Source organism: Bacillus sp. AK25 (genome assembly GCF_048270685.1).
Classification (GTDB): Bacteria; Bacillota; Bacilli; order Bacillales; family Bacillaceae; genus Bacillus; species Bacillus altitudinis.
Genome location: NZ_JBLUWC010000001.1, coordinates 520,170 through 543,844, shown reverse-complemented (window position 1 = coordinate 543,844; position 23,675 = coordinate 520,170). Strand labels below are relative to the sequence as shown.

At 42.4% G+C, this 23,675-nt stretch carries 27 protein-coding genes; 2 read left to right on the top strand and 25 right to left on the bottom strand.

What is annotated here, in order from left to right; translation table 11 throughout:
- Nucleotides 1–81: 81 nt before the first annotated feature.
- From lpdA to ACNO7B_RS02635, 5 genes are all read right to left on the bottom strand, one after another.
- Nucleotides 82–1,461 carry a dihydrolipoyl dehydrogenase gene (gene lpdA, locus ACNO7B_RS02655; RefSeq protein WP_046342738.1) on the bottom strand — a complete coding sequence of 460 codons (1,380 nt, stop codon included), beginning with the start codon at nt 1,459–1,461 and terminating at the stop codon, nt 82–84.
- A gap of 18 nt (nt 1,462–1,479) precedes the next feature.
- On the bottom strand, nt 1,480–2,610 hold the full coding sequence (locus ACNO7B_RS02650) for a dihydrolipoamide acetyltransferase family protein (protein WP_417901134.1): 1,131 nt from the start codon (nt 2,608–2,610) through the stop codon (nt 1,480–1,482).
- Nucleotides 2,611–2,627: 17 nt separating this feature from the next.
- On the bottom strand, nt 2,628–3,665 hold the full coding sequence (locus ACNO7B_RS02645) for an alpha-ketoacid dehydrogenase subunit beta (RefSeq protein ID WP_017358387.1): 1,038 nt from the start codon (nt 3,663–3,665) through the stop codon (nt 2,628–2,630).
- A gap of 14 nt (nt 3,666–3,679) precedes the next feature.
- Nucleotides 3,680–4,663 carry a thiamine pyrophosphate-dependent dehydrogenase E1 component subunit alpha gene (locus ACNO7B_RS02640; protein WP_417901133.1) on the bottom strand — a complete coding sequence of 328 codons (984 nt, stop codon included), beginning with the start codon at nt 4,661–4,663 and terminating at the stop codon, nt 3,680–3,682.
- Between the two features lie 192 nt (nt 4,664–4,855).
- Nucleotides 4,856–5,329: a SprT family protein gene (locus ACNO7B_RS02635; RefSeq protein ID WP_417901132.1), complete on the bottom strand. Its 474-nt coding sequence runs from the start codon at nt 5,327–5,329 to the stop codon at nt 4,856–4,858.
- Between the two features lie 99 nt (nt 5,330–5,428).
- Between ACNO7B_RS02635 and cmpA the strand changes: the two genes are divergently transcribed.
- Nucleotides 5,429–5,563 carry a cortex morphogenetic protein CmpA gene (gene cmpA, locus ACNO7B_RS02630; RefSeq protein ID WP_008346893.1) on the top strand — a complete coding sequence of 45 codons (135 nt, stop codon included), beginning with the start codon at nt 5,429–5,431 and terminating at the stop codon, nt 5,561–5,563.
- Between the two features lie 19 nt (nt 5,564–5,582).
- Here the strand turns inward: cmpA and ACNO7B_RS02625 are convergent, their stop codons facing one another.
- The 14 genes from ACNO7B_RS02625 to acpS form a co-directional block, all read right to left on the bottom strand.
- Nucleotides 5,583–7,742 (bottom strand): Tex family protein, encoded by a 2,160-nt coding sequence (locus ACNO7B_RS02625; protein WP_417901131.1) that lies wholly within the window; start codon nt 7,740–7,742, stop codon nt 5,583–5,585.
- 76 nt (nt 7,743–7,818) lie between these two features.
- Nucleotides 7,819–8,418, bottom strand: a complete 600-nt coding sequence (locus ACNO7B_RS02620) for a PP2C family serine/threonine-protein phosphatase (protein WP_268450268.1) — start codon at nt 8,416–8,418, stop codon at nt 7,819–7,821.
- Nucleotides 8,418–9,206 (bottom strand): RNA polymerase sigma factor SigB, encoded by a 789-nt coding sequence (sigB, locus tag ACNO7B_RS02615; RefSeq protein WP_012009000.1) that lies wholly within the window; start codon nt 9,204–9,206, stop codon nt 8,418–8,420. The genes ACNO7B_RS02620 and sigB overlap by 1 nt, the downstream gene beginning before the upstream one ends.
- Nucleotides 9,172–9,660, bottom strand: a complete 489-nt coding sequence (rsbW, locus tag ACNO7B_RS02610) for an anti-sigma B factor RsbW (RefSeq protein WP_007496471.1) — start codon at nt 9,658–9,660, stop codon at nt 9,172–9,174. Before rsbW ends, sigB begins: the two co-directional genes overlap by 35 nt.
- Complete coding sequence (locus tag ACNO7B_RS02605; protein WP_007496474.1) at nt 9,657–9,986, bottom strand: anti-sigma factor antagonist; 330 nt, start codon at nt 9,984–9,986, stop codon at nt 9,657–9,659. Before ACNO7B_RS02605 ends, rsbW begins: the two co-directional genes overlap by 4 nt.
- 59 nt (nt 9,987–10,045) lie before the next feature.
- Nucleotides 10,046–11,053 (bottom strand): PP2C family protein-serine/threonine phosphatase, encoded by a 1,008-nt coding sequence (locus ACNO7B_RS02600; RefSeq protein ID WP_268450265.1) that lies wholly within the window; start codon nt 11,051–11,053, stop codon nt 10,046–10,048.
- A gap of 10 nt (nt 11,054–11,063) precedes the next feature.
- Nucleotides 11,064–11,465 (bottom strand): anti-sigma regulatory factor, encoded by a 402-nt coding sequence (locus tag ACNO7B_RS02595; protein ID WP_003214085.1) that lies wholly within the window; start codon nt 11,463–11,465, stop codon nt 11,064–11,066.
- A 2-nt stretch (nt 11,466–11,467) separates the two neighbouring features.
- Complete coding sequence (rsbS, locus tag ACNO7B_RS02590) at nt 11,468–11,836, bottom strand: RsbT antagonist protein RsbS (RefSeq protein ID WP_003214235.1); 369 nt, start codon at nt 11,834–11,836, stop codon at nt 11,468–11,470.
- Between the two features lie 4 nt (nt 11,837–11,840).
- Nucleotides 11,841–12,671, bottom strand: coding sequence for an RsbT co-antagonist protein RsbRA (locus tag ACNO7B_RS02585; protein ID WP_017358395.1), 831 nt, complete (start codon nt 12,669–12,671; stop codon nt 11,841–11,843).
- 114 nt (nt 12,672–12,785) lie between these two features.
- A complete protein-coding gene (gene ndoA / locus ACNO7B_RS02580) occupies nt 12,786–13,136 on the bottom strand; it encodes a type II toxin-antitoxin system endoribonuclease NdoA (protein ID WP_003214169.1) in 351 nt (116 codons plus the stop codon).
- Between the two features lie 4 nt (nt 13,137–13,140).
- Nucleotides 13,141–13,422: a hypothetical protein gene (locus tag ACNO7B_RS02575; protein WP_003214273.1), complete on the bottom strand. Its 282-nt coding sequence runs from the start codon at nt 13,420–13,422 to the stop codon at nt 13,141–13,143.
- 293 nt (nt 13,423–13,715) lie between these two features.
- A complete protein-coding gene (alr, locus tag ACNO7B_RS02570) occupies nt 13,716–14,897 on the bottom strand; it encodes an alanine racemase (RefSeq protein ID WP_417901130.1) in 1,182 nt (393 codons plus the stop codon).
- A 128-nt stretch (nt 14,898–15,025) separates the two neighbouring features.
- Nucleotides 15,026–16,042, bottom strand: coding sequence for an outer membrane lipoprotein-sorting protein (locus ACNO7B_RS02565; protein ID WP_007496489.1), 1,017 nt, complete (start codon nt 16,040–16,042; stop codon nt 15,026–15,028).
- A 160-nt stretch (nt 16,043–16,202) separates the two neighbouring features.
- A complete protein-coding gene (gene acpS, locus ACNO7B_RS02560) occupies nt 16,203–16,568 on the bottom strand; it encodes a holo-ACP synthase (RefSeq protein WP_058214404.1) in 366 nt (121 codons plus the stop codon).
- Nucleotides 16,569–16,662: 94 nt separating this feature from the next.
- Between acpS and ACNO7B_RS02555 the strand changes: the two genes are divergently transcribed.
- Nucleotides 16,663–17,268 carry a rhomboid family intramembrane serine protease gene (locus ACNO7B_RS02555; protein ID WP_007496491.1) on the top strand — a complete coding sequence of 202 codons (606 nt, stop codon included), beginning with the start codon at nt 16,663–16,665 and terminating at the stop codon, nt 17,266–17,268.
- A gap of 56 nt (nt 17,269–17,324) precedes the next feature.
- Here the strand turns inward: ACNO7B_RS02555 and ACNO7B_RS02550 are convergent, their stop codons facing one another.
- From ACNO7B_RS02550 to ACNO7B_RS02525, 6 genes are all read right to left on the bottom strand, one after another.
- Nucleotides 17,325–18,821, bottom strand: coding sequence for a PH domain-containing protein (locus tag ACNO7B_RS02550; RefSeq protein WP_410685530.1), 1,497 nt, complete (start codon nt 18,819–18,821; stop codon nt 17,325–17,327).
- Nucleotides 18,811–19,290, bottom strand: coding sequence for a PH domain-containing protein (locus tag ACNO7B_RS02545; RefSeq protein ID WP_008346922.1), 480 nt, complete (start codon nt 19,288–19,290; stop codon nt 18,811–18,813). The genes ACNO7B_RS02550 and ACNO7B_RS02545 overlap by 11 nt, the downstream gene beginning before the upstream one ends.
- 112 nt (nt 19,291–19,402) lie before the next feature.
- The gene (cshA, locus tag ACNO7B_RS02540) at nt 19,403–20,902 is read right to left on the bottom strand and encodes a degradosome RNA helicase CshA (RefSeq protein ID WP_024720486.1); all 1,500 of its coding nucleotides are present in this window, start codon (nt 20,900–20,902) and stop codon (nt 19,403–19,405) included.
- Between the two features lie 166 nt (nt 20,903–21,068).
- Complete coding sequence (locus ACNO7B_RS02535; RefSeq protein WP_017358401.1) at nt 21,069–21,407, bottom strand: hypothetical protein; 339 nt, start codon at nt 21,405–21,407, stop codon at nt 21,069–21,071.
- A gap of 120 nt (nt 21,408–21,527) precedes the next feature.
- On the bottom strand, nt 21,528–22,226 hold the full coding sequence (locus ACNO7B_RS02530) for an alpha/beta hydrolase (RefSeq protein ID WP_017366660.1): 699 nt from the start codon (nt 22,224–22,226) through the stop codon (nt 21,528–21,530).
- 26 nt (nt 22,227–22,252) lie between these two features.
- Nucleotides 22,253–23,617: a UDP-N-acetylmuramoyl-tripeptide--D-alanyl-D-alanine ligase gene (locus tag ACNO7B_RS02525; RefSeq protein ID WP_417901129.1), complete on the bottom strand. Its 1,365-nt coding sequence runs from the start codon at nt 23,615–23,617 to the stop codon at nt 22,253–22,255.
- Between the last annotated feature and the right edge of the window lie 58 nt (nt 23,618–23,675).

Below are 23,675 nucleotides of genomic sequence, written 5' to 3'. Positions count from 1 at the left end.
TTCATTATAGATAAACATAAAAGCGCTTTCAATTATCATTGGCTAACCCAAGAAGTCAATTGGATAGAAAAGGAGTCTCTTTCAGCAGTGCACCGCTCTTCCAATGGTTTGCAGAACGGCTTCGTGTATTGCCTCTGAAAGTGTCGGATGTGCCGCAATAAACTGCTCTAATGTATCAGCGGTCAACTCTGCATGCATCATCACCGCCGCTTGTCCAATCATTTCTGTTGCATTCGGTCCAATGATTGAAATGCCTAATATTTCTTGATATTGCGGCTCTACAATGACCTTTACGTGACCGGCTGGTTGATTTAAGATTAATGCTTTTCCATTTGCAGAAAATGCACATGTCCCTATCCGAATCTCCTCATATTGTTTTCTAGCACTCTCTTCATTTAAACCAACACTCGCGATTTCTGGAGAGGTGTAGATGCACCTCGGAATCACTTGTTCATTGACCTTTAGATGTTCACCTGATGCATGGGAAGCCGCAACCGTCCCTTCATGAAAGGCAGTATGAGCAAGCTGGACACCACCTGTCACATCACCGCACGCATAAATATGCGGGAGATTGGTTTGCATATGTTCATTGACGTAGATTCCGTTTCTATCAAATTCAATTCCAATCTGATCAAGATTCAACTCTCCAAGTTGCGGAGTTCTACCAATCGCCATTAAGCAAAGATCCGACTGGATGTCACAACGTTCTCCTTGATTATTCTCCACCACTACTTTTCTTGAAGTGGAATCAAGCTGTTTGACTGTGGCGGACGTCAAAATGTTTACACCCGTTTCTTCGAGCTGCTCGTGAAGACATTGTGCTGTATCACGATCTTCTTCTGGTAAAATGTGCACTGCCCGTTCAATCATGACAACCTTTGATCCCATTCTGCTAAAGATGCTCGCAAACTCACAGCCAATCACCCCGCCCCCAATGATACAAAGTGAATCTGGGATCGAAGAAAGTGACATGGCCTCCTTGCTGTGAATGATCCATTCGCCATCAAAAGGTGCAAACGGTAAAGCCGCAGGCACAGCCCCTGTTGCAATAATGATTTGTTTTGCTTGAATGATTTCAGACTTTCCTTCACTTTCTATGAATAGCTCATGTGCTGATAGAAATGAAGCCTTCCCATTTACCACGGTAATTTTGTTTTTATTCATCAAGTAACGAACACCATCAGTGAGCTGCTTGACGACAGACTGTTTTCGTTTTTGAACGGCCTTCCATTGGATGATGGGCTCATGTTCTGGAAGCTCAATTCCAAAATGTCCAGCTGATTTCACATGCTCATACATATCGGCGCTTTGCAAAAGTGCTTTGGTCGGGATACAGCCTTCATTGAGGCAGGTACCCCCCAGCTGACCTTGATCAATTAACACAACCTCCCTGCCAAAACGGGCGGCTGTTATGGCCGCCACATAACCTGCTGGTCCGCCTCCTATAATGACCAGTGTCATGGTACATTCACCTTCTTTCTATAAAAGAATGGATATTGGTTCTTCTAAGTGTGCTTTGACCGTTGATAAAAATGCAGAGGCAGGCGCCCCGTCCAGCACGCGGTGATCAAACGTAAGACTGAGTGGTAGGATGGTCCCTTTGCACAATTCATCCTCTCGATAAACAGGGGTGTCATACATTGTTCCGACACCAAGGATCCCCGCTTCCGGCGGATTCAAAATTGGTGTGAAATGCTCTACACCATACGCTCCAAGATTGGTGATGGTAAAGGTAGAACCTTTGATTTCGTCATGTAGAAGCTTTCCTTTACGTGCTTTTTTACCATACAATTTTATGCCCTTCGCCAGCTCTATGAGCGTTAACCGCTCCGCATGCCGAATAACCGGTACAGCCAATCCGTTATCTAACGCAGCAGCAATCCCAAGATGAACATTCTCAAAGGTTTCGACAACTCCGTTATGATATTGACTGTTCATCGCAGGATGTTCTAACAACGATAGGATCACTGCTTTGGCTACAAAATCGGTGATGGTCAACTTTGTCTCGTAACGTGCGATGGCTGTTTCATTCAGCTGTTGTTGTAGGTTTGTCAGTTTTGTCACGTCCGCTTTCATCGTAATGGTTAATTGTGCACTTGTTTGCAGGCTTTCCATCATTCTTGAGGCAATTGTTTTCCGCATCATGTTAATAGGCTGTTGCACTGTCTCGTTTTGTTTCTTCTCTTTCCGTTCAGGAAGTGCACGAAGCACATCCTCTTTCGTAATTCTTCCACCTGGTCCTGTCCCCACTAGCGTATCAATGTCTAGGTTTGCGCTATTCGCCATTTTACGGGCAACAGGGGAGATTTTTTTTCTCTCTTTCTTTGGTTTTGACTGGATTTCTTTTTCTTTCTTTCTCTCCACCTGTTCATTTCCTTCACCGATATAGCAGATGACCGTGCCAGGCGGTACACCTTCTCCCTCAGGTACTTTTATATCCAATATGGTTCCTTCAGCAGGTGATTCAATCTCTATTTCAATTTTTTCGGAGTTGATGCTTGCAATGCTTTCTCCTTTATTTACGGTCTCACCGACCTCTTTATTCCAGACAGATACCGTTCCTTCTTTCATCGACATGCCCAATTTAGGCATCACAACTTCGACAGCCATCTCCCTCTCTCCTTTCTCTAGTTCAAGATCTTGTCATGACTCTTGCCAATCATCTCTAATACGGTGTTCACAACTTTATCGGGTGTTGGCAAATATATATCTTCAAGAGGTGGTGAAAATGGCACCGGTGTATGAGGAGCCGTCACTTTTTTGATTGGTGCGTCCAGTAAATCAAATCCTTTATCCGCAACCAGAGAAGAAATATCTGAGGCAATTCCGCACCTCGGATTTGCTTCATCCACAATGACAAGCCGATTTGTTTTCTCTACTGAAGTTAGAATCGCCTCTTCATCGAGTGGTGACAAACTTCTTGGATCAATCACTTCCGCTTCAATACCTTGAGCAGATAGTTGCTCTGCTGCTTCGAGTGCTGTATGCACTTGTTTGCCTACTGCAAAGATGGTTACATCAGATCCCTCTCTCTTCACATCTGCTTTACCAAGCGGAAGTGTGTAATACCTTTCCGGCACATCTCCTGTGATATTGTAAAGCGTCTTGTCTTCAAAAAAGATGACAGGGTCCTGATCCTCAATAGCTGCCAGCAGCAGCCCTTTGGCATCATAAGGTGAAGAAGGTACGACTACTTTCAATCCAGGGATGCTTGTAAATAGTGCATACAAACTTTGCGAATGCTGGGCAGCTGCTCTAAAACCCGCCCCATGTGTCGTTCTAATCGTGATAGGCACCTCTGCTTTTCCGCCAAACATGTATCGAAATTTTGCGCCTTGATTCAGCACTTGGTCGAGACAAGTACCGATAAAATCATTAAACATGAGTTCAGCAATTGGTCTTAATCCTGTTGAAGCAGCTGCCATGGCCGCACCTATATAGCCAGCTTCACTAATCGGTGTATCAAGGACACGTTCACGCCCAAATTCCTGAACAATCCCTTTTGTTACACCAAGAACACCGCCCCATGCTTCATCATCCTGTAAGTGATCTACATGAGCACCTCCCGCAACATCTTCCCCCATCAAAATGACATCTCCATCTCTTCTCATTGCCAGTTTAATCGCTTCATTCAAAGCACTAGACATGCTGATTTCTCTTGTCATTTCCCTCTCTCCTTTCAGATTGATTGATACGAAACATACACATCAGTTAGCAATTCAGTATGATCTGGATATTCACTTTCTTCACTGAATCTCACGGCTTCATCTATCGCTTCTGCTACAGACGCTTCAATACTTGATATTTCTTGATCTGTTAGCAGCTGCTGCTTTAATAATTCAATTTTAAAAAGAGTGATGGCATCTTTTTCTTCTTGATGTTCAGTTTTTTCTTGATTGGTTTTGTAGCGCTGAGCGTCTCCTTCAAAATGACCATAATTTCGATATGTCATGCATTCAATCAATGTCGGACCTTCTCCATTTTTTGCTCGTTCTATCGCTTGTTCTGCTGCTTGATAAACGGCTGTCACATCTTTTCCGTCTACTTGAATCCCAGGAATGTCATAACCGGCCGCTCGATCCACAATTGATTTGCAGCTTGAAGCATACGAAAATGGCGTCGCTTCCCCGTACCCATTGTTTTCTGCGATGAAAATGACTGGCAGTTTCCAGATGGCGGCGAGATTGATTCCTTCGTGAAAAGTCCCTTGATTGTTAGCACCATCCCCAAAAAAGCAAACGCTTACATTATCTTTCTTTTTATATTTAGCCGTGAGTGCTGCCCCGCACGCAAGTGGAAAGCCGCCTCCAACAATTCCGTTGGCACCAAGCATTCCTTTATCAAAATCTGCAATGTGCATAGATCCACCTTTACCTTTACAAAGACCTGTGGCTTTTCCATAGATTTCTGCCATCATTCCTTTTAGATCACAGCCCTTGGCGATACAATGACCGTGGCCGCGGTGTGTACTTGTAATACTGTCTTGTTCATTCAGATGAGCACAGACTCCTACAGCTACAGCTTCTTCACCAGCATAAAGATGGACAAAACCTGGCAAGATCCCTTTTGTAAAAAGCATGTGTACTTGATCTTCAAATTGGCGAATTTCCTGCATTTTTTGATACATCCAAACGGCTTTTTCTTTTGTGAGTGACATTTCCATGATAAAACCTCCTATCTTTTTTGCTTACACTTCTATACAAGCAAAAAGCGTGCCAACATCATGGCGCTTGAAAGCTTAGGATTTGAGCGATTCCCATCGATCAAAAAAGAGACAAAATGAGACTCGCGTCTCTATTTGTCTCAATATGTCTACTTCATCTCACAAAAAAAGCATCCCATAAAGGAATGCATATCACTCTGAACCGATTGTACGCTGCCATTTTAATTTTCCTTTGCAGACGCCGCACACATAACGAGAGGTATCAACTCGCCTTTTCCTGATAAAATACTGACCGCATCCTGTGCAAACATATTCTTGTCGCTTCTGTCCACGTCGTTTATTTTGTACGGTCTTTAGCGCTGTACAAAAACGCGGGGCTCCTACTTGTTTTAATAACTCTTTAAAGGAACGGTCACGATGCTGATAGCCTTTTCCCTCAAGATGCAGATGATAATGACACAGCTCATGCTTGATGATCCCGATTAATTCTTCTCGTCCATGTTCTTCTAGGTATCGGCGGTTCAATTCGATATTGTGTGTTCCAAGTAAATACCGCCCGCCTGTCGTTTTGAGACGGTCATTAAAAACAGCTTGATGGCGGAATGCCTTACCAAAGTACTGCTCAGAAATATGTTCTGTTAACTGTTGTAACTCGCTCTCCTTCAATCAAAATCGTTCCTTTCTATAAAAACCTCGAACGGGACAATTTCCCCTTTGCATACATTGAAGGTACACCCACTGTTTTGATCAAAGGAGGAATGGGCGATGCCCAACTGGCTGAAAAATCAGATGCAGAAAGCATTTTATGAGAAAAATCATTATCAAATCAAATTGCTTAATCAATGCTGGTACTTCTATAGAAAAAAGCATTCAGTCACATCAAGGCACACCCCATCCTAAGGTGCGCCTCGTTTTTTATTTAATCTGGTTTTAGCATCGAAAGAGCCACCCGACCTTTTGCTTGGTCAACGGAGTCTACCCAAACAGTCACAATATCACCGACTGACACGACGTCAAGCGGATGCTTCACAAAGCGGTTGCTTAGCTTGGAAATGTGGACAAGTCCATCCTGCTTGACGCCAATATCAACGAATGCGCCGAAGTCTACGACGTTTCTCACCGTTCCTTGTAGCTCCATCCCTTGCTTCAAGTCTTCTAATTTCAATACATCTGTTTTTAAAAGCGGCTTTGGTACTTCATCGCGCGGATCACGCTCAGGTCTTGTCAGCTGATCAATGATATCTTGAAGGGTGATTGAACCAATTTCAAGCTGTTCTGCTGCTTCGTCCAGCTTCACCTCAGCCATTTTCTCTTTTAACTGTTCTGTTCCAAGATCGTCTGGCGTCATGTTGATCATGCGTAAGAACTGTTTTGTTTCTTTATAGCTTTCAGGGTGAATACCCGTGCGATCAAGTGGATCTTGTCCGTCTGTGATGCGCAGGAAGCCGATACACTGCTCATAAGTCTTTGCACCAAGCCTCGGGATATCCTTCAGCTCTTTTCTGCTTGTGAATCTCCCAATCTCTTCACGGCGCTTGACGATGTTTCCTGCGACGGCTTTTGAAAGACCTGACACATATTGCAGCAGTGCCTGTGAAGCTGTATTAACGTTCACACCGACTTGGTTAACAACCGTTTCTACCACAAAGGTTAACGAGCTGTTTAATTGCTTTTGACTCACATCGTGCTGGTATTGTCCCACACCGACAGATTTTGGATCTATTTTGACAAGCTCTGCTAATGGGTCCTGCAACCTTCTGGCGATGGAAATGGCACTTCTTTCTTCCACTTGCAAGTCTGGAAACTCTTCTCTTGCCAGCGCAGATGCAGAGTATACACTTGCCCCGGCTTCATTCACGATCAAATATGAAACTGGCTGGTCCAGCTCTTGGATCAAGTCTGCGATGAATTGTTCGGTCTCTCTTGAGGCTGTTCCGTTTCCGATCGCAATGACTTCAATGTTGGATGTTTGAACGATTTCTTTCACTTTTTGTTTGGCTTCCGCCTTTTTCTGCACAGGCGGGTGCGGATAAATGACGCCAATATGATGGACTTTTCCTGTATCATCCACGACGGCTAATTTACAGCCTGTACGAAACGCAGGGTCTACCCCAAGTACACGTTTCCCTTTCATCGGCGGTTGAAGTAGGAGCTTTCTTAAGTTTTCAGCGAAAATATGAATGGCTTGTTCCTCTGCTTTTTCTGTCAGCTCTTTTCGTATTTCCCGTTCAATTGAAGGCTGAATCAAGCGCTTGTATGCATCATCAATGGCCGCTTCAATGTAAGGCCTCGCCGTCGTTTGCTTGCCTTTTAAGACTTGTTTATCGAGGTAGAAACGAATATTTTCAGCAGGCGGTTCGATAGCTGCTTTCAAAATCCCTTCTTTCTCGCCTCGGTTGACCGCGAGTACACGATGAGGCACAATTTTTTTAATCGGCTCTTGATAGTCGTAATACATTTCATAGACGTTTTTCTCGTCGTTTTCAACGTCTTTTCCTGATGTGACAAGACTTCCCTTTTGGTACGTCTCACTGCGAATCCATTTCCGCATATCAGGATCATCCGCAAGCTGTTCAGCAATGATGTGCTGGGCTCCCTCCAGTGCTTCTTCTGCAGTTGTGACTTCTTTTTCTTCATTAATAAAAGCCGATGCTTTCTTTTCGATCTCATCGTTTGGCAGCTGCAGTAAATACTCCGCCAGCGGCTCAAGTCCTTTTGCTTTGGCTACATTTGCCTTTGTTTTACGCTTTTGTTTAAATGGGCGATATAAATCTTCGACCTCTTGCAACTTATGCGCTTGCTCGATCTTCTGTTTTAATTCATCTGTTAATTTGTCTTGTTCAGCGATTAAGCGAATCACTTCTTCTTTTCGATTCGTCACATTTTGGATATATGTATAGCGTTCAGAAATGGTTTGAATTTGCACCTCATCTAGTGAGCCTGTCTGCTCTTTCCGGTAACGTGCAATAAACGGGACGGTGTTGCCATCCTCTAATAGCTGGATCACACTTCCAATTTGTTTTGTTGACAGCTTTAATTCTGTCGCAATTTGTTTCAATAAAAAGTCAGATGTCTTCATACTTTGCATCCTCTCACTGTGTCTTCTCTTTTAGTGTATCAAAAAAACCGGCAAAACAGAAAAAAGGTCAGCTATTTCATGTAAGCTGACCAAGTACATAGGTGAGATCGTCCTTCTTGTCTTGTGTGTATGTTTCAAGTTGTTTGGCGATGTCTGCAACTGAATGGCTATGCTTTAAACACATTCGCATGTTTGGCACATTCAGTCCGTCGGAATACATAATGAATGTCGATCCTTTTTCGTAGGAATAGGTGTATGTTTTGTATTTTCTAGGTTTACCTGATAGATATCCTGATGTCGGAAGTGGATAAATATAGTCGCCAGAAGGTGCATTCAAGATAAAACGAATGTTACCAACCGAACAATAGGTAAACTGCTGCTTAGAAAAATTCACCTTTAATATGGCTACAGTGGCCCCGCGTTTATTTTTCATGGCCTGATTGCATCTATCAATGAGGGTTGTCACATCCTCATGTCCATATTCTTCGACAATTTCGCTGACTAAAGAAGATGATTCATTGGCGAACTGGCCGCTGCCTAATCCGTCTGCTACAGCACAAATTAGTTCTTCATCATCTGCTTTAATAAAAAAACTGTCCCCGCAGCATGATTTTCCTTCTTTGTTCGATTGATAGATAATGGCGTTTACATGCTCATGCTGTTCGATCTGCTTCATTACCCTAGCTCCATAGACGCATCTTCTGACAATGCATCTCGTAGCTTTTTAACTGCCTTCCGCTGCAGCCTTGATACATGCATTTGAGATATGCCGAGTAAATCGCCTGTTTCTTTCTGGCTTTTATTTTGCAAATACGTGAGATTGATAATTTCTTTTTCTCTATCTGTCAGAACGTGAAGCACACTTTCAAGCATCATTTTTTGGTTTACACGTTCGTACCCTTCTTCTTGTGAGCCGACGACGTCTAAAATCGTCACAGTGCTTCCTTCAGAATCTGCCTCTACGCCTTGGTCAACAGACAGCGCTTGATAGCTTTTGCCCATCTCCATTGTTTCAAGAACTTCTTCTTCTGTTACATCTAGATATTCTGCAATCTCTTGTACTTTAGGTGACTTTTGCGTTTCCGTTGTCAGGTGATCAACTGCCATCTTGATTCTTGGTCCAAGCTCTTTAATTCGTCTTGGTACATGGACACTCCATGTTTTATCACGTAAAAAGCGTTTGATTTCCCCGATAATGGTTGGAATGGCAAATGCCTCAAATGATTTACCGACAAGTGGATCATAACGCTTAATTGCGCCGAGTAGACCAATCATTCCAACTTGTCTTAAATCCTCATGAAAGCTTTTTCCTTTGGAGTATTTCTTCGCGAGCATATCCACAAGATTTGTATAACACTCAACTAGTGTTAGCTGCGCCTGCTCGTCTTGATTGGATTGATAGCTTTGAATGAGGCGATCCACTTCATCTTTAGTTAGTTTCATAGTTTTGGATGGTTGTGTCATGGTCAACTCGCTCCCTGTTTAAAAACTTTGTCATCGCCACGGTAACTCCGGAGTTTGCTTGCACCTCGACTTCATCCATCAATGTTTGCATTAAGTATAAACCAAGACCTCCTTCTGCCAATTGATCCACCGTATGAGCAGATGTGTACGGCCCTAGGTCTTCTTGCTTTTGCTTAAAGTCAAAGCTACCGCCTTTATCAGCGACAATAATTTCTAGACGATCTTCATAGACAAGAAAGCGAACCGCTACCTCTCCATCTTCGCCATCTGCACCTTTATAGGCATGCTGAACTGCATTGGTACATGCCTCACTGACGGCAATTTTCAAGTCCTCAATCTCTTCGTAGGCATAGCCCATCCGGCTTGCAACGCCTGAAAGAGTCAGACGAATGATGCCCACATATTCTGGTTTCGCCGGTATTTTCATCTCGATTAGATCTACTGATTCGTTCATTGTACCCCACCCTCTGACTTTGCAGAAATGTCAATGATGTCCTTTAGTCCAGTGATTTCAAACAATCTGATAAGCCGATCCGACAAGTTCTCAAGCTTTAGTGTTCCACCTGCTTTTTGAGCTGCTTTAAACAACCCAACAAATACACCTAATCCTGTACTATCCATATACGTAACATCCTTCAAACAGATCTCTAGATGCTCTCCCGCCTCGGCTTTAGGCATGAGTGTTTCTCTTAGCTGAGGAGCAGAGTACACATCGATTTCTCCGCTGACACTAATTTTCGTCTTATGATCTATTTGATGCTCTTTTACAGACATATTCATTATGCATTCACCTCGAAATTCTTGTTTCCTAAAGTTTTATATACCCGCATATTCACTTTCTAAACCTTTCTTTTAAGGACAAGTAAAGTAAAGTCATCGTGAAGCTGAAAATCTTGTAATTTGAGTAAGCTTGCATAGATAGCGTCGACCATTTCCTGTGCTGAATAGGAAAGATGCTCTGCTATGAGCGCTTTGATATCTTCGCGCTCTAAGAAGCCGTCCTCTGACTTGGATTCGGTGACCCCATCTGAAAATAAGATTACCATATCTCCTACGTCCAAATGCTGCTCATACTCCCCGTAATCAAAGTCTGGTGCGATTCCAAGGACAAGACCTTTTGCGTCTAAATCGTAAAATTGATTCTCTTTTTTGCAATAGAAAAAGCCCGGCTCATGTCCAGCCGATGCGTACTTAAATTCATGTGTTTCTTTATTATAGCTGCCATAAAACATGGTGATAAACATGCTTGGGTCTACGTTTTGCTCGACCACACGATTAAGGGTTTTAAGCACTTTCGTTGGGCCGCTGCCTGACTCTGGCAAGGAATCCATCGCATACTTAATCATCGACATACAGAGCGCAGCTGGAATGCCTTTCCCAATGACGTCTGCAATCGCGATATTGATTGTATCGTGATCTGTTACGAAATGGTAATAATCCCCACTCATCTGTTTTGCCGGCACACTGATGGCTCCGATATCAAATGTGTCTCCTTCTGGAATTTTCGTTTCCAGAAGGGTTTGCTGAACATTTGCAGCAATTTCAATTTCCGACTTAATTTCTTGCTGGATGCCTCTTAGTGTTAAATGCTCCTGGTAGGCAAGTCCGTATCCAATCATGACTTCAATTAAGAAGTCTAGTGAATGAAAGACATCTTCCGGCAAATCAGGGTAAAGCTCCTGAATCACTTTTCGGTGAACACTCACTATTTCTTCAGGAGGTATTTGATGCTCAATGGTTTTACGGCTAAATTTTTGAGCTTGATAAAGCGATGTTTCAGTTAAATCACTGATATAACGACTGAGCAGCTGATGATACCGCTGCTCCATTACCTCCTTAAAATCCATGGTTTCCCTCCTAGCGAAGCCACTTGACAGCTTGTATCTCCGTTCCTTGTTCTGGTGCGGAATCTAATTTAAATTCATCCATCAGTCTTCTGACGCCCGGCAAGCCTGCTCCGAGTCCGCCTGATGTAGAAAATCCGTCTTCCATTACTTTACGTATATCCATAATGCCAGGACCCTCATCGGCTGCGATGACTTTGAGTCCACGCTTTCCGCGCTCCATCACTTCTTCTATACAAATCTGACCTTTACCAGCGTATAAATAGATGTTACGAGCTAATTCTGAAATGGCCGTCGTAATTCTTGCTTGGTCAACTGTTCCAAAACCAAGTTCTTTTGCAACATTGCGCCCCAATTGTCTTGCTGCGACTATGTCCCATTCCGTCAATATTTTTACACAGGATTGGTCTTTCATATCTATTCCCCCAATTCCCGCTTCAGTGTCTCAAGCCCTTGTTCAAGATCTAGTGCTGTCTGAATTTCTTCCAGTGAAATGCCAAGTTCAATAAGCGTCACAGCGACTGCCGGTTGTATTCCTGTTAATACAACTTTTGCCCCCATGAGCTTGGACATGGTGATCACATCGCCTAATACCTTTGCGATAAACGAATCAATCATATCGACGGATGTTAAGTCAATGACCACACCGTTTGCTCCTGTTTCATGAATTTTATTCAGTAAGTCTTCTTGAAAGTGAAGAGCTGTTTGATCATCAAGCTCCCACTGTATTGAAATCAGAAGACAATTATATAATTTTAAGATTGGAATCTTCGGGTGATTTCTCAATTGGTTATCCCTCCAATGAAACAATTTTTCGATTTGTCATTTCCAAAGCAGTTTGAATTCCTTTTTGAAGGGTATTCTTTGTTGTAACCTGAGATAAATCAATTCCAAGGTTAACGATCGTTTGGGCTATTTCTGGGCGAATCCCAACAAGTAAACACTTCGCTCCTACTAATCTCACAGCCTCTGACGCTTGAATAATATGGTGGGCCACCATTGTGTCCACGACAGGTACACCCGTGATATCAATTAAGACGACCTGTGAGCGATGTTTGACGACACCATTGAGCAGGTTCTCCATAATTTTTTTCGCACGATCTGTATCAATTGTTCCAACAAGTGGCATGACGGTGATATGCTCAAATACTGGGATTAGCGGGGCAGATAGTTCCTGCAGCGCAATTTTTTGAAGGCTGACGGTTTTTTCCCATGAGATGGAATACTGGTTTAAGATCTCATTATGGATGGGTGTGATGAATCGATCGATTTGCCAGATGAGGTCATGACTTTCTTGTGTTGTATCTTTGTCATCGTTCATTTTTTCATATAAATGTGTACGGATTTCTGTTAGACCGTTTGCCAGTAACTTAAGTGATATACCCATTTGAACAATTTTTAAAGCAAAATTTTGCACTTTTTCTTCAAAATCCTCATGATCCCCCTCTGAAAGAGATGTAATGATGAGTTGTACATATTCCGAACAGATGGTTTCATACATTTTGTCGTTCAGCATCATGTCCGTTTCTTTTTCTCCGAGTCGTTTTAAAATGTCCGTCCACTCTGTTTCTAATTCCTTTTGGTGCTTTCTTGCAAAAGCTAACACGATATGATTCGACATGTTTTACCCCCTACTTACATTTAAAGCTCTTCTTTAGTCTTTCTTCATTATAACGTTAAAAAAAATTGAACACAAAAAAAGTTGCTCCCAGTAGAGCAACCAAGTATCACCATATTAAAAATCAATAAGAGCCAAACTAACTTGTAAGGCTTCATCAACCTTCTCCATCATCTCATCATCAAGATGTGTGATTTTATCTGTCAATCTTTGTTTATCGATCGTACGAATTTGTTCCAAAAGAATGACAGAATCTCGTTCAAAGCCGTAGCGCTTTGCATTAATTTCGACGTGAGTCGGTAATTTCGCTTTTTGTATTTGGGCTGTTATGGCTGCAACGATAGCAGTCGGGCTGAAGCGATTTCCAATGTCATTTTGAATCACCAATACCGGGCGAACCCCGCCCTGCTCGGAGCCAACAACAGGAGATAAATCAGCAAAGTAAACATCACCGCGTTTAACAATCAAATGTTTAACCCCCGCTGACTAATCGCTCAACTGTATTCTCAGCCTCAAATTCTGCGTATTGTGCCTCTGAAGAGATATTCAGATTAATTTTCGCCATCTCCATGTAGCCGCGTCTCATCGATTCACGATTTTGTCGAATATTACGTTCACGAATATACGTTTTTGTCGCTCGGTAGATCAATTCATTTCTTGTTACCTTATCCTGCTCTGCTACTCGTTCGATCTCAGACATTAAAGCCTCCGGCAGTCGAATCTTCATTTCGTTTGTTGCGCTGGATTCAGACAAAAAACATACACCTCCACAAAACTTACGGATACCGTTTCGATCCATTCCAAGACTAATCATACCATTATTCAATGCACAAGCAAAGCTGTTTTTTCATGATTTCTTATTAGAACATGAAGCGGCTCGCCACCCGTAAATCAAGATGATAATGGAGTTCCTCTTTCCCATTATACGCTTTTTTCCGAAAATCATACGGTATTTCCAAAATCTCTAAAAAAGGGAGAATGTTTATGATGCCTTTGTAGAATAAAAGAGAACGATGTCAGTTTGAACATCGTTCCCGTGGATGCTGTTTATAAAAAGCTTGGCCCGCCTTGAAGCAGCGGATTACGTACATGAACCCTTTTGCCGTCCTCTATATAGACTCTTGGGACGCGGTAGCCAACAGAACATGTGACTTCGTAGTTAATGGTTTCAAGCCGCTTGGCTATTTCATCGACAGATATCTTGTCTTCGCCTTGTGTGCCGATGAGCACGACTGGCTCCCCTGCCGGAATGTCCTTTTTCAAATCAACCATGAATTGATCCATGCACACCCTTCCAGCAATTTTTCGGCGTTTTCCGCCAACGAGCACTTCTGTTCCGGCAAGCTTCCTGATCCAGCCGTCTGCATACCCGATTGGAATCGTACCAATCCATGTATCTTGATTCGCTGTATAAGTTGCACCATAGCTCACGCTCTCACCCTTTTGAATGGGCTTTACATGTGCAAGTTTTGTATGAAGAGATAATGCTTCTTCCAGTTGAAACGGCAATTCATCCTTGATTTCTTCCGACGGTGACAGCCCGTACATACTGATTCCAAAACGAACCATATTAAATAAAGTGTCTTTAAACCTTAGACCTGCTGCACTGTTGGCGCAATGAATGAGCAGTTTGTCCGTATGAAGCGGTTGAAGCAATGTTTTAAACGTATCAACCTGCATACCGAAGTAGTTTTCATCTTTTTCATCCGCTGTGGCAAAGTGAGTAAATACTCCTTCCAGCTGTAAAAAAGAATGAGCGTGGACAAGCTCTTTTACTTCGCTCACCTGCTCGATTGTTTTCACACCTAACCGATTCATGCCGCTGTCGATTTTCAAGTGGAAACGAATGGGTTGTCCCATCTGCCCTTTCATCACTTTGACGACTTCTCTCAGCCACTGGATAGAGTAAGCAGTCATGATAACGTTGTATCTAACGGCGACTTTGACATACTCTGACGGTACTGCGCCGAGCACAAGAATAGGTGCTTTTACACCTTTATTTCTTAAAGAAATGGCTTCATCTAAAAAAGCGACGGCTAATAGGTCTGCTCCTGCTTCGAGGGCAGCTTTTGCCACTTCTATATCTCCATGTCCATATGCATTGGCTTTCACAACAGCCATTAGTTGGACGCTTTGACCAATATGGTCTTTCATATGTGAAACATTATGCTTGATTGCTGTTAAATCAATTTCTGCCCATGTGTCTCTATAAAAGGCATTTGTGTCCATTCATCACACTTCCCTATTGAATGATTCAATACTTCATTATGATACTAAAAATCCAGAATAATGTGAAACAACTCAAAGAAAATCAGCCCCTGCACAGGGCTGATTTGTTGTTATGTTAAGAATCTCACCTATTTCGCTGACTGTCCTTCTACACTTTTGGCGACCATTAAGAGTTCTTCTTTCGATAAATCACTTGAAGAAATTAAATAGTCAACTCCATCAGATGTCCAAGAAAGAGATTTGTCTGTCAGAACACCCACTGTCATGCCAAGATCGACTGGCTCGCCATTCATCGTCACAGGCGTAGACGCTTCTGCTACCCGCGCTTTTTCCTGAATGAGCGTGAAGGATTTCTTTCCGCCATACGTCATCACATACCGCTTCCCAGCATCTGTTGTCATTTCTTTCTCTTCCATTTTCTTCACGCCCTCTGGCATATCCACAGGCGTTTTCACAGCAAAGCTGTCAGATGGATCTGCACTTGTGGCAACATCCATTTGAGAAAGTGTCATATTTTTCTTCTCATCAAAGGCGTCTTTGTCAAAGGATTTGTTGAATTCAAAGTGAGAGAATTCTACTTTCACCATTGGCTTTTTATCGCTGTCCAGTACTTTCACACTAGCAGGCGCCATTGTTTTTTTATGAAAGGTAATCTCTTGGGTCGGCAGCATTTGATTGTGCTGATAGTTGGTTTTTGTTTCAAAAACGTACTTCGACTCTTTTGCTTTGAACTGAGCTGCACTGTCATTTTTAATGTCTTTCACAAGTGATTCAAATAAATACACCTGACTGCTGTTGTTTGGCCAATCGCTATGGAAGCGGAAGCTTTTGTTTAATGAAGGTGTCAGCACAAATACACCATTGCCATTTCTTAAAATGACTTGACTCTGATCCTTCTTCGGATTTTCTAAGTAGACACGGTAAAGCTCCGGCTTCTTGTACCAAATTTCCACATGGTATTCCTGCGGATCATTTCCTGTCTCAATGGTCATTTTTGCTTTGGCTTTGTATGATGTCATTTCCTCTGCCTTTTTGTTTAAATCTCCAACGATATCCTGTTGAGATTTTTGACCGCATGCGGAGAGAATCAGTACAAAAAGGATCCCCGTTACAAGCAAAACAAAGCTTTTTCTCACCCTTTTCAACCCCTTCGTTAATTGTGTTAAAAGGAAGAAACCGCTTGTTTGACTTTAACAGTACGCCTCAAAAGTTAACTGCGTACCGCGAACCATCAAAGCCTGTTAGCAACTCGCCCTTCCTTATCGCACTACCCAATATATGAAGGGGGGACAAACAATATGCAGACTAGCTTGACAACCTTTCAATTAAAACTTGTGCTGCAGCATATTCCTTTGTATGGGTAATGGACACATGAACGTAGTCTTCTTTTGTTTTCTCACTTTTGATGAGAGGTTTTCCGTTCGCATCTTTTTGTATCTCGATGTCGTGAAAGCTTATATACTGACCAATTCCCGTACCGTATGCTTTTGCGAATGCTTCCTTCGCCGCAAAACGTCCTGCCAGAAACTCCAGCTGTCTCTTTTCACTTAGTGTGCGAAAGACTTCTTGTTCACGTAAAGTCAAAATTCTTTCTGGTAAACGGGGCTGCCTGCTAAGAACTCGTGACAGCCGGCCGATCTCTACAATATCCATACCGATTCCTTTAATCATGAGGTACCTCCTATGATACTCGTACTAATTTGGATGTTCACTTCATAAACGTGTTACTATAAACTTACCATTATCTAGTCAAAAGGGGTTTGTTATGTTTATTCGAACGGAGAGCTTTCAACAATTTATTAGATCGTATCCAATCGTAACAGCGATCCTTGCTTTGCAAATCGGCCTATGGCTTTTATTTGCGATCCCTATTCCAATGATTCAGCTTGGGCAGGACCATCTTGTAGGCTTTAATTATGGTGTTGCAGCAGGAGAATGGTGGCGGCTTTTAACGCCTATTTTTCTTCACGGAAGTCTGACACATATTTTGTTCAATTCCATGTCGCTCTTCCTATTCGCTCCAGCACTTGAGTATTTGCTTGGAAAGGTTCGATTTCTTGTGATTTATCTGGGTGCTGGATTCATTGGCAATCTCGGAACCTATTGGGTGGAGCCTTTAGAGTACGTACATGTCGGGGCTTCTGGTGCGATATTTGGTTTATTTGGCGTCTATCTTTATCTTGTCCTATTTAAACCGCATATGATGGACCGTGGTAATTCTCAGGTGATCTTAACGATTCTCGGCGTCTCTGTTATTATGACGTTCGTCAACTCGAACATCAACATCATGGCCCACTTATTTGGATTGATAGGCGGCATGATCCTAGCACCGATCACTCTATTCTTCCATTCAAAAAAACGACGCTATTAAGCTCATAAAAAATGTCGATCACTCCGTTTAACGGGAGCTGATCGACATTTTTTGGTTTAAGTTGATTGATTCGTTTCATAGGAATACCAATCGCATACACGTTCAGCATCTTCCTCTTCAAGGTGATGCACACCAAAGGAATCAAGCAAGGCAGAGGACTTCACAAAGGTGTGAATACTTGCCACCCGCCCTTTCTTTTGAAAATAGGATTGGGTCATCGTATAGTTTTGCATTCGTTTTCTTAAAACAATTCCGGTGGTCTTGCCGATACCTCTTGTCGTTAATTGAATCAGTTGATCTTTGATCACATATCCTGATTGTTTATAGGCTAAATACCCCAAAAACAAGGCAAATGGTAATGGAATCAGCGCCAAATACCCCCATGGTGGAAAACGTACAGAAAGGATTATACCTACAAGTAATGGAACAAATCCGTAAGATATCAGATAACGTTTCAGTGAACGCTTCGGCACTTTTTTCAATTCACTTTCTGGTGCCAGCTGATATTGATCTGTAAATTGCGTTAACAATTCATTAATTTTTTTCTTCCGTATGAGTGGAAATAAGACAGAAGAGGTCTCTTTTTCTGTAATGGAACCTCCTGCGCTGACAAGCATGACCGTCGCAAAACCAAATGGTTCACGCAGAATATTTTCTTTGATTTTCACTGCTTGAATTCTCGCAAGCGGAATGGTCATTTGATGCCTTTCGATGAGTCCTCTTGTGATGATGATGTCTTTCCCTTTTCGTTTTGCGGTAAAATTCGCATATTGAAGGGCTGTTACCCCAACACTAAGAATCCAAGCAATCAATACGGCAATAAATATGAGAATCGCATAAATCTCAACACTCGCATGACTTAAAAAAGAAAACCGTTTGAGGAATCCGTCCAAAGGCAGAATTTCATCTATTTGTGTGTAAATGGCGAGACACCCAGAAATAATGACGCCGATTCCGCTTGAAGTGGTCGCAGCCAAAAGCAGCTCTGGTATACCCATTCGGTAGGAAACACTGATTTCTTTTTCTACTGGCTGTTGCGCTGTCAGAGGATCAGTTAGATCTAAATTTTCATCATTCATTTCTTCTTGTTGCAAGCTTTTCTTCCGGTTGAAAATCGATTGCTTTAATTGCTCAGCTTCTGCTTTTGTAATGGCCGTCAGGCTCACTTCAGGTCCATCCGTCCCGCCTGCCGTTTCGATTTGCACCCGAACCAAACCGAAAATCCGCTGGAAGATGCCTTCACTTGTATTCACCGTTTGAATTCGTTCTAATGAGATATACTTTTTCTTTTTGGTGATGACACCTGATTCTACTCGAAATTCATCGTCTTCCATTCGGTAGGTGAATCGTCTCCATGCTAAAACGGTTGAAACAGCTTTCCATAAAAGAAGCACCCCAAGAATGATGAACGCATAAAAACGAATACTTGAATTCGAGTTCACAAAAATAAGCACGAAAAAAGGGATAATGAAGTTTTTGATCATGGATACGGCATCTGATATAAAATCAATGAACATCGAAATTGGATGTACACGTTTTGGTTCAGACATCATCTTCCGTCACCCTTGCTAATCGAGATATGTAATCGCGAAGCTCATCTGCCTCTTCTAATTCCAGTGCCGGAATATCATGCACTGTCGCAGCAGTAGAAATTTGAACAGATGCCAACCGGTAGCGCCTTAAAAGCGGCCCTTGAGATGTATCCACATGCTGAACACGTACCATTGGCACAATGACACGTGTGACACGAATCAATCCGTGCTGTATTTCAATTTCGTTCTCAAATACTTCATAGCGCCAGATGTGATGGCGGATTTTCGGTATGAGCCAGATTCCGAAGATGACCTGTAAAATCCACAAACCGATGAGGATGGCTCCAATCCAATATGGCCATTGAAAATAATAACTAGCTACAAATACCCCAATGATGATGAATAAGAAAATCAATGAGATAATTCCATTTTGAAGACGCCATACTTTTAATCCATTTAAGCTGATTTGACGTTGCGGCTGTTTTCTCACATTCTTCCCCCATTCTCTTACTTTTCTATCAATATATTACGAAAGAAAGCCTAAAAAGTTTCATAAAGCCTGTTAAAAAAAGCGAACCCTGCAAAGGATTCGCTCTTGTATGTTAGCTGTTATAAGATTTCTTTTGACGACGATCGTTAGAAGAACGATTGCGGTCATTTGAAGAACGCTTTTTATCACCATAAGATGAACGAGTGCTCTTACCTTTTCCACGGTAGCCTCCGCCACCGCCGCCGTCTCTACGTTTAGAAGAGCTGCGGTTGTTACGATTGCGTTTTGAAATCATTGGTGCTTCATCTGTCAAACGAACAGGCGTCGCATCCGGCTCTTTTGTCATCATTTTGATAGCAGCCGCAACCACTGTGACAGAGTCATGATCTTCTAACAATTCAGCAGCTGCTGTCATGTAGAAGTTCAAGTTGTTCTCACTAATGATTGTGCGTAGACGGTCAACTGTGACTTGTTGTTGTCCTTCAATTGCCTCGTCTAAAGTTGGTTCTTTCATACGATCCATTTTACGCTTAGTCGTTTGCTCAATCGCACGAAGCATATCTTTTTCACGTGGTGTGATGAATGTCATCGCCATACCTGTACGTCCAGCACGGCCTGTACGTCCAATACGGTGTACATAGCTTTCTGGATCTTGTGGTACGTCGAAGTTATACACGTGTGTAACACCTGAGATATCCAGTCCACGTGCTGCAACGTCTGTTGCTACAAGCACATCGATTGAACCTTCTTTAAATTTACGAAGCGCAACCATACGTTTCGCCTGAGTCAAGTCACCATGAATTCCTTCAGCTGTATAGCCTCTAAGGTTTAATGCTTCAGTCAATTCGTCAACGCGGCGCTTTGTACGGCCGAAAACAATTGAAAGCTCTGGTGATTGAATATCAAGAAGACGAGTCAATGTATCGAACTTCTTACGCTCATGAATATCCAAGTAGAACTGTTGGATGTTAGATACAGTCATTTCTTTCGCTTTTACTTTTACATGTTCTGGGTTTGTCATGAAACGCTCTGCAATACGCTTAATTGGTGCAGGCATTGTCGCAGAGAATAAAAGTGTTTGGTGTTCACTTGGTACATTTGAAAGGATCGCTTCAATGTCTTCGATGAAACCCATGTTGAGCATTTCGTCTGCTTCATCAAGCACGACTGTTTCAACATTTTGAAGACGCATTGTGCGACGATTAATGTGATCAAGTAAACGTCCTGGAGTTCCTACAATGATATGAGGATTTTTCTTGAGCGAACGGATTTGACGGCCGATATCTTGTCCACCGTAAATTGGAAGTACACGTGCACGCTTGTCTTGGCCGATTTTGTATAGCTCTTCAGATACTTGAATCGCTAATTCTCTTGTTGGCGCAATGATGATCGCTTGGATGTTAGGAGACGCTGGATCGATTTTTTCTACCAGAGGAATACCAAATGCTGCAGTTTTTCCTGTTCCTGTTTGTGCTTGTCCGATGACATCTTTATTCTGAAGACCGAGAGGAATCGTTTCTGCTTGAATCGGTGTTGCTTCTTCAAATCCCATGCGGTTAATAGCTTTCATGAGACTTTCGCTTAATTGAAAATCTTGAAACGTTATAGTCAAATTATTCAAACTCCTTCTAATTGCTGTTTCAGTAATCTCGTGAATGATCATTAAAAACTGCCCTTTGTATGAAAGGACAGGTCCATTATATACAAAGCCCGAATTACCCTACATTATATCTTACCATTACACTATTTGTTTTTCAACAAGACAGAAATGGATATATCTACTGCTCGACAATGACAGATTCACCTTCACTTTGATCTCCGTCCATCCATTTCCACTTTTCAAACAGTTGAATTTTTCCGTTATCCAGCTGCTTAGGGGTGGAATGACATGAACCGCTTCTCATGCTGCCATCCTTACTTACATGATGATATCTAAAATGAAGTGCTCCGTCTTTATTCACAGTTCCTACAAGCACGCCAGATTGAATACTGCCGCCTTGATATGTGCCCGTTAAAATATTCCCGTCCTGACGATATTGAAATATGGTTCCTTCCGATACTTCCCCATTGCTCGAATTAGACTGCGGGATAAAGGTTTTTCCGTCATATTGAAACAACCGAATCGACCACCTTTTCTTACCTATTGTAACATAGGCCTGTCACTCATTCGACAAAAATGATGCAAATTTTAACAAGTGGGATTCAATTTATATTAGTTTAGCCACATTTTAGCTTTTCTATAGATTAAATTGTTTTTTTAGAAATTGTTCGACTTTCTCAAACAATTGCTGTGCACAAGGCTCATGACAAACGTGATGTTTACAATCCGGTAAATAGAACATTTCTTTCTGACGGGACGGGATTTTATGATAAATGAATTCTGCACTAGAAGCGGGGACGATCCCATCGCTTTCACCTTGAACGATCAAGACAGGTAGATGAAGCTTTTCAAGAGAACCTTTCGTTTGCTTCACCAATTTCATAAATTCTACAGCAGCTGATAGCGGTGTACTCTTCAGCTTATGACGATATCGATCATACAATGGGTTCGTATCAATCAAACCAGACAAGGATTCCTTCACCATCTGCCTTGTGTCTTGAATCATTTGTTTTGGGTTAACATATTTAGCAGCAGCACTTAACAGAACAAGACGGGCCACTGGATACTTCGCTGCTAAATATGAGGCAATCATCCCGCCCATAGAAAAGCCGACCAAATAAATGGTGTCACATGTTCGGTAAAGGGATAAGAGTTCTAATTCAGCGGTGGCAATCCACTCCTGATAGAGAATGCCTTTGAGCTGAAGTTCCTCCCCATGCCCCGGAAGCGTGACAGATTGTACCGTCCAATCTGTCGTCTGCTTTAAATATTCCGCAAGCGGCTCTACTTCATACGGGGCACCAGTAAAACCGTGTATACATAGACAGCCAATCACCCTGTCACCTTCTTTGCCGATCTGATTTATAGTGCAGTAATCACGTCTTCCAATCTCATGCCACGGGAAGCTTTGACCAGAACGACATCGTCAGGTCCTGCCACATCCGCTAGTTTTTTCTTCAGTTCTTCTTTGTCCATATAAGAAGATACACGGTCGTCTCCAAATGCTTTCTTTGCTCCTTCAGCAATGAATGCGCCAAGACGGCCAAACGTTAAAACATGATCAATAAACTCAGGCTTGATGTACTCCCCTACTTCAAAATGATAGGTTTCTTCTTCACTGCCCATCTCCAGCATATCTCCGAGAACGAGTATGCGGTTAGCAAAGCCATCCATATCTCCTACAAGATCAATCGCTGCCTTCATCGACGTAGGACTCGCATTATACGCATCGTTGATAACCGTGATGCCCTTATCTGTTTTAAACAGTTCTAAACGCATGCCTGTCAATTTCGTTTGCATTAGCCCTTGGGCAATTTGCCTTTCATTCAGACCGAAATGCTGGCCGATTGCAATAGCTGCAAGAGCATTCTTTACATTGTGTTTCCCTAATACAGGAATGAGAAACCCTTGAGCATATCCCTCCACTTGAAATTCAGTGCCTTCAGCGAGTTGGTGGATGTGAATCACCTTGATATCACAGTCCTCTGATTCCCCAAATGTTTTTACGCTACGTGCAAGGGCATTTGCTCTTTGGCGGAGTAAAGGCTCGTCTCCTAAATAATAAAAAGTCCCATCCTCTTTTAACCCTTTTGTGATCTCACATTTTGCATCTGCAATGGCTTCTCTTGATCCTAGATCCTGCATATGAGATTCTCCAATATTGGTGATGACAGCTGCATCAGGTTCAGCGAGATTAGATAAAAATTCGATTTCTCCTTTTGCACTCATGCCCATCTCTAATACAGCAATCTCTGTTTTTTCTGGCATTGCAAGGATGGTCAGTGGAAGTCCAATATGATTATTAAAGTTGCCATCTGTTTTGTGGACTCTGTATGTCGTTTGTAGGACAGAATGGATCATATCTTTCGTCGTTGTTTTGCCATTACTTCCAGTAATACCAACAACTCGAGGATTTTCCTCTTTTAAGTATGATTTCGAAAGCTGTTGGAGTGCTGTCAAAGTATCCTCTACAAGAATGACAGGTACACCGAACGGTGGATTCGCTTCTGTTTCATTCCAAAGAACCGCTGCCGCTCCAAGCTCCACTGCTTTTGAAGCAAAAGTGTGACCGTTAAAATGTTCCCCGATAAGCGGGATAAATAGTGCGCCTTTTGATACTTTTCGTGTATCTGTTGTCACTCCGTGTATCTGTTCTTCGCCAAAAGCTTCATTCGATAATGTGCCACCAGCCATTTGGGCGACTTGTTTCACTGTACGTTTGATCATGTTTTTTCGCCTCTCTTTCTCATTTCACGTTTGAAGGAAAAGAGACACTACCTGTAGG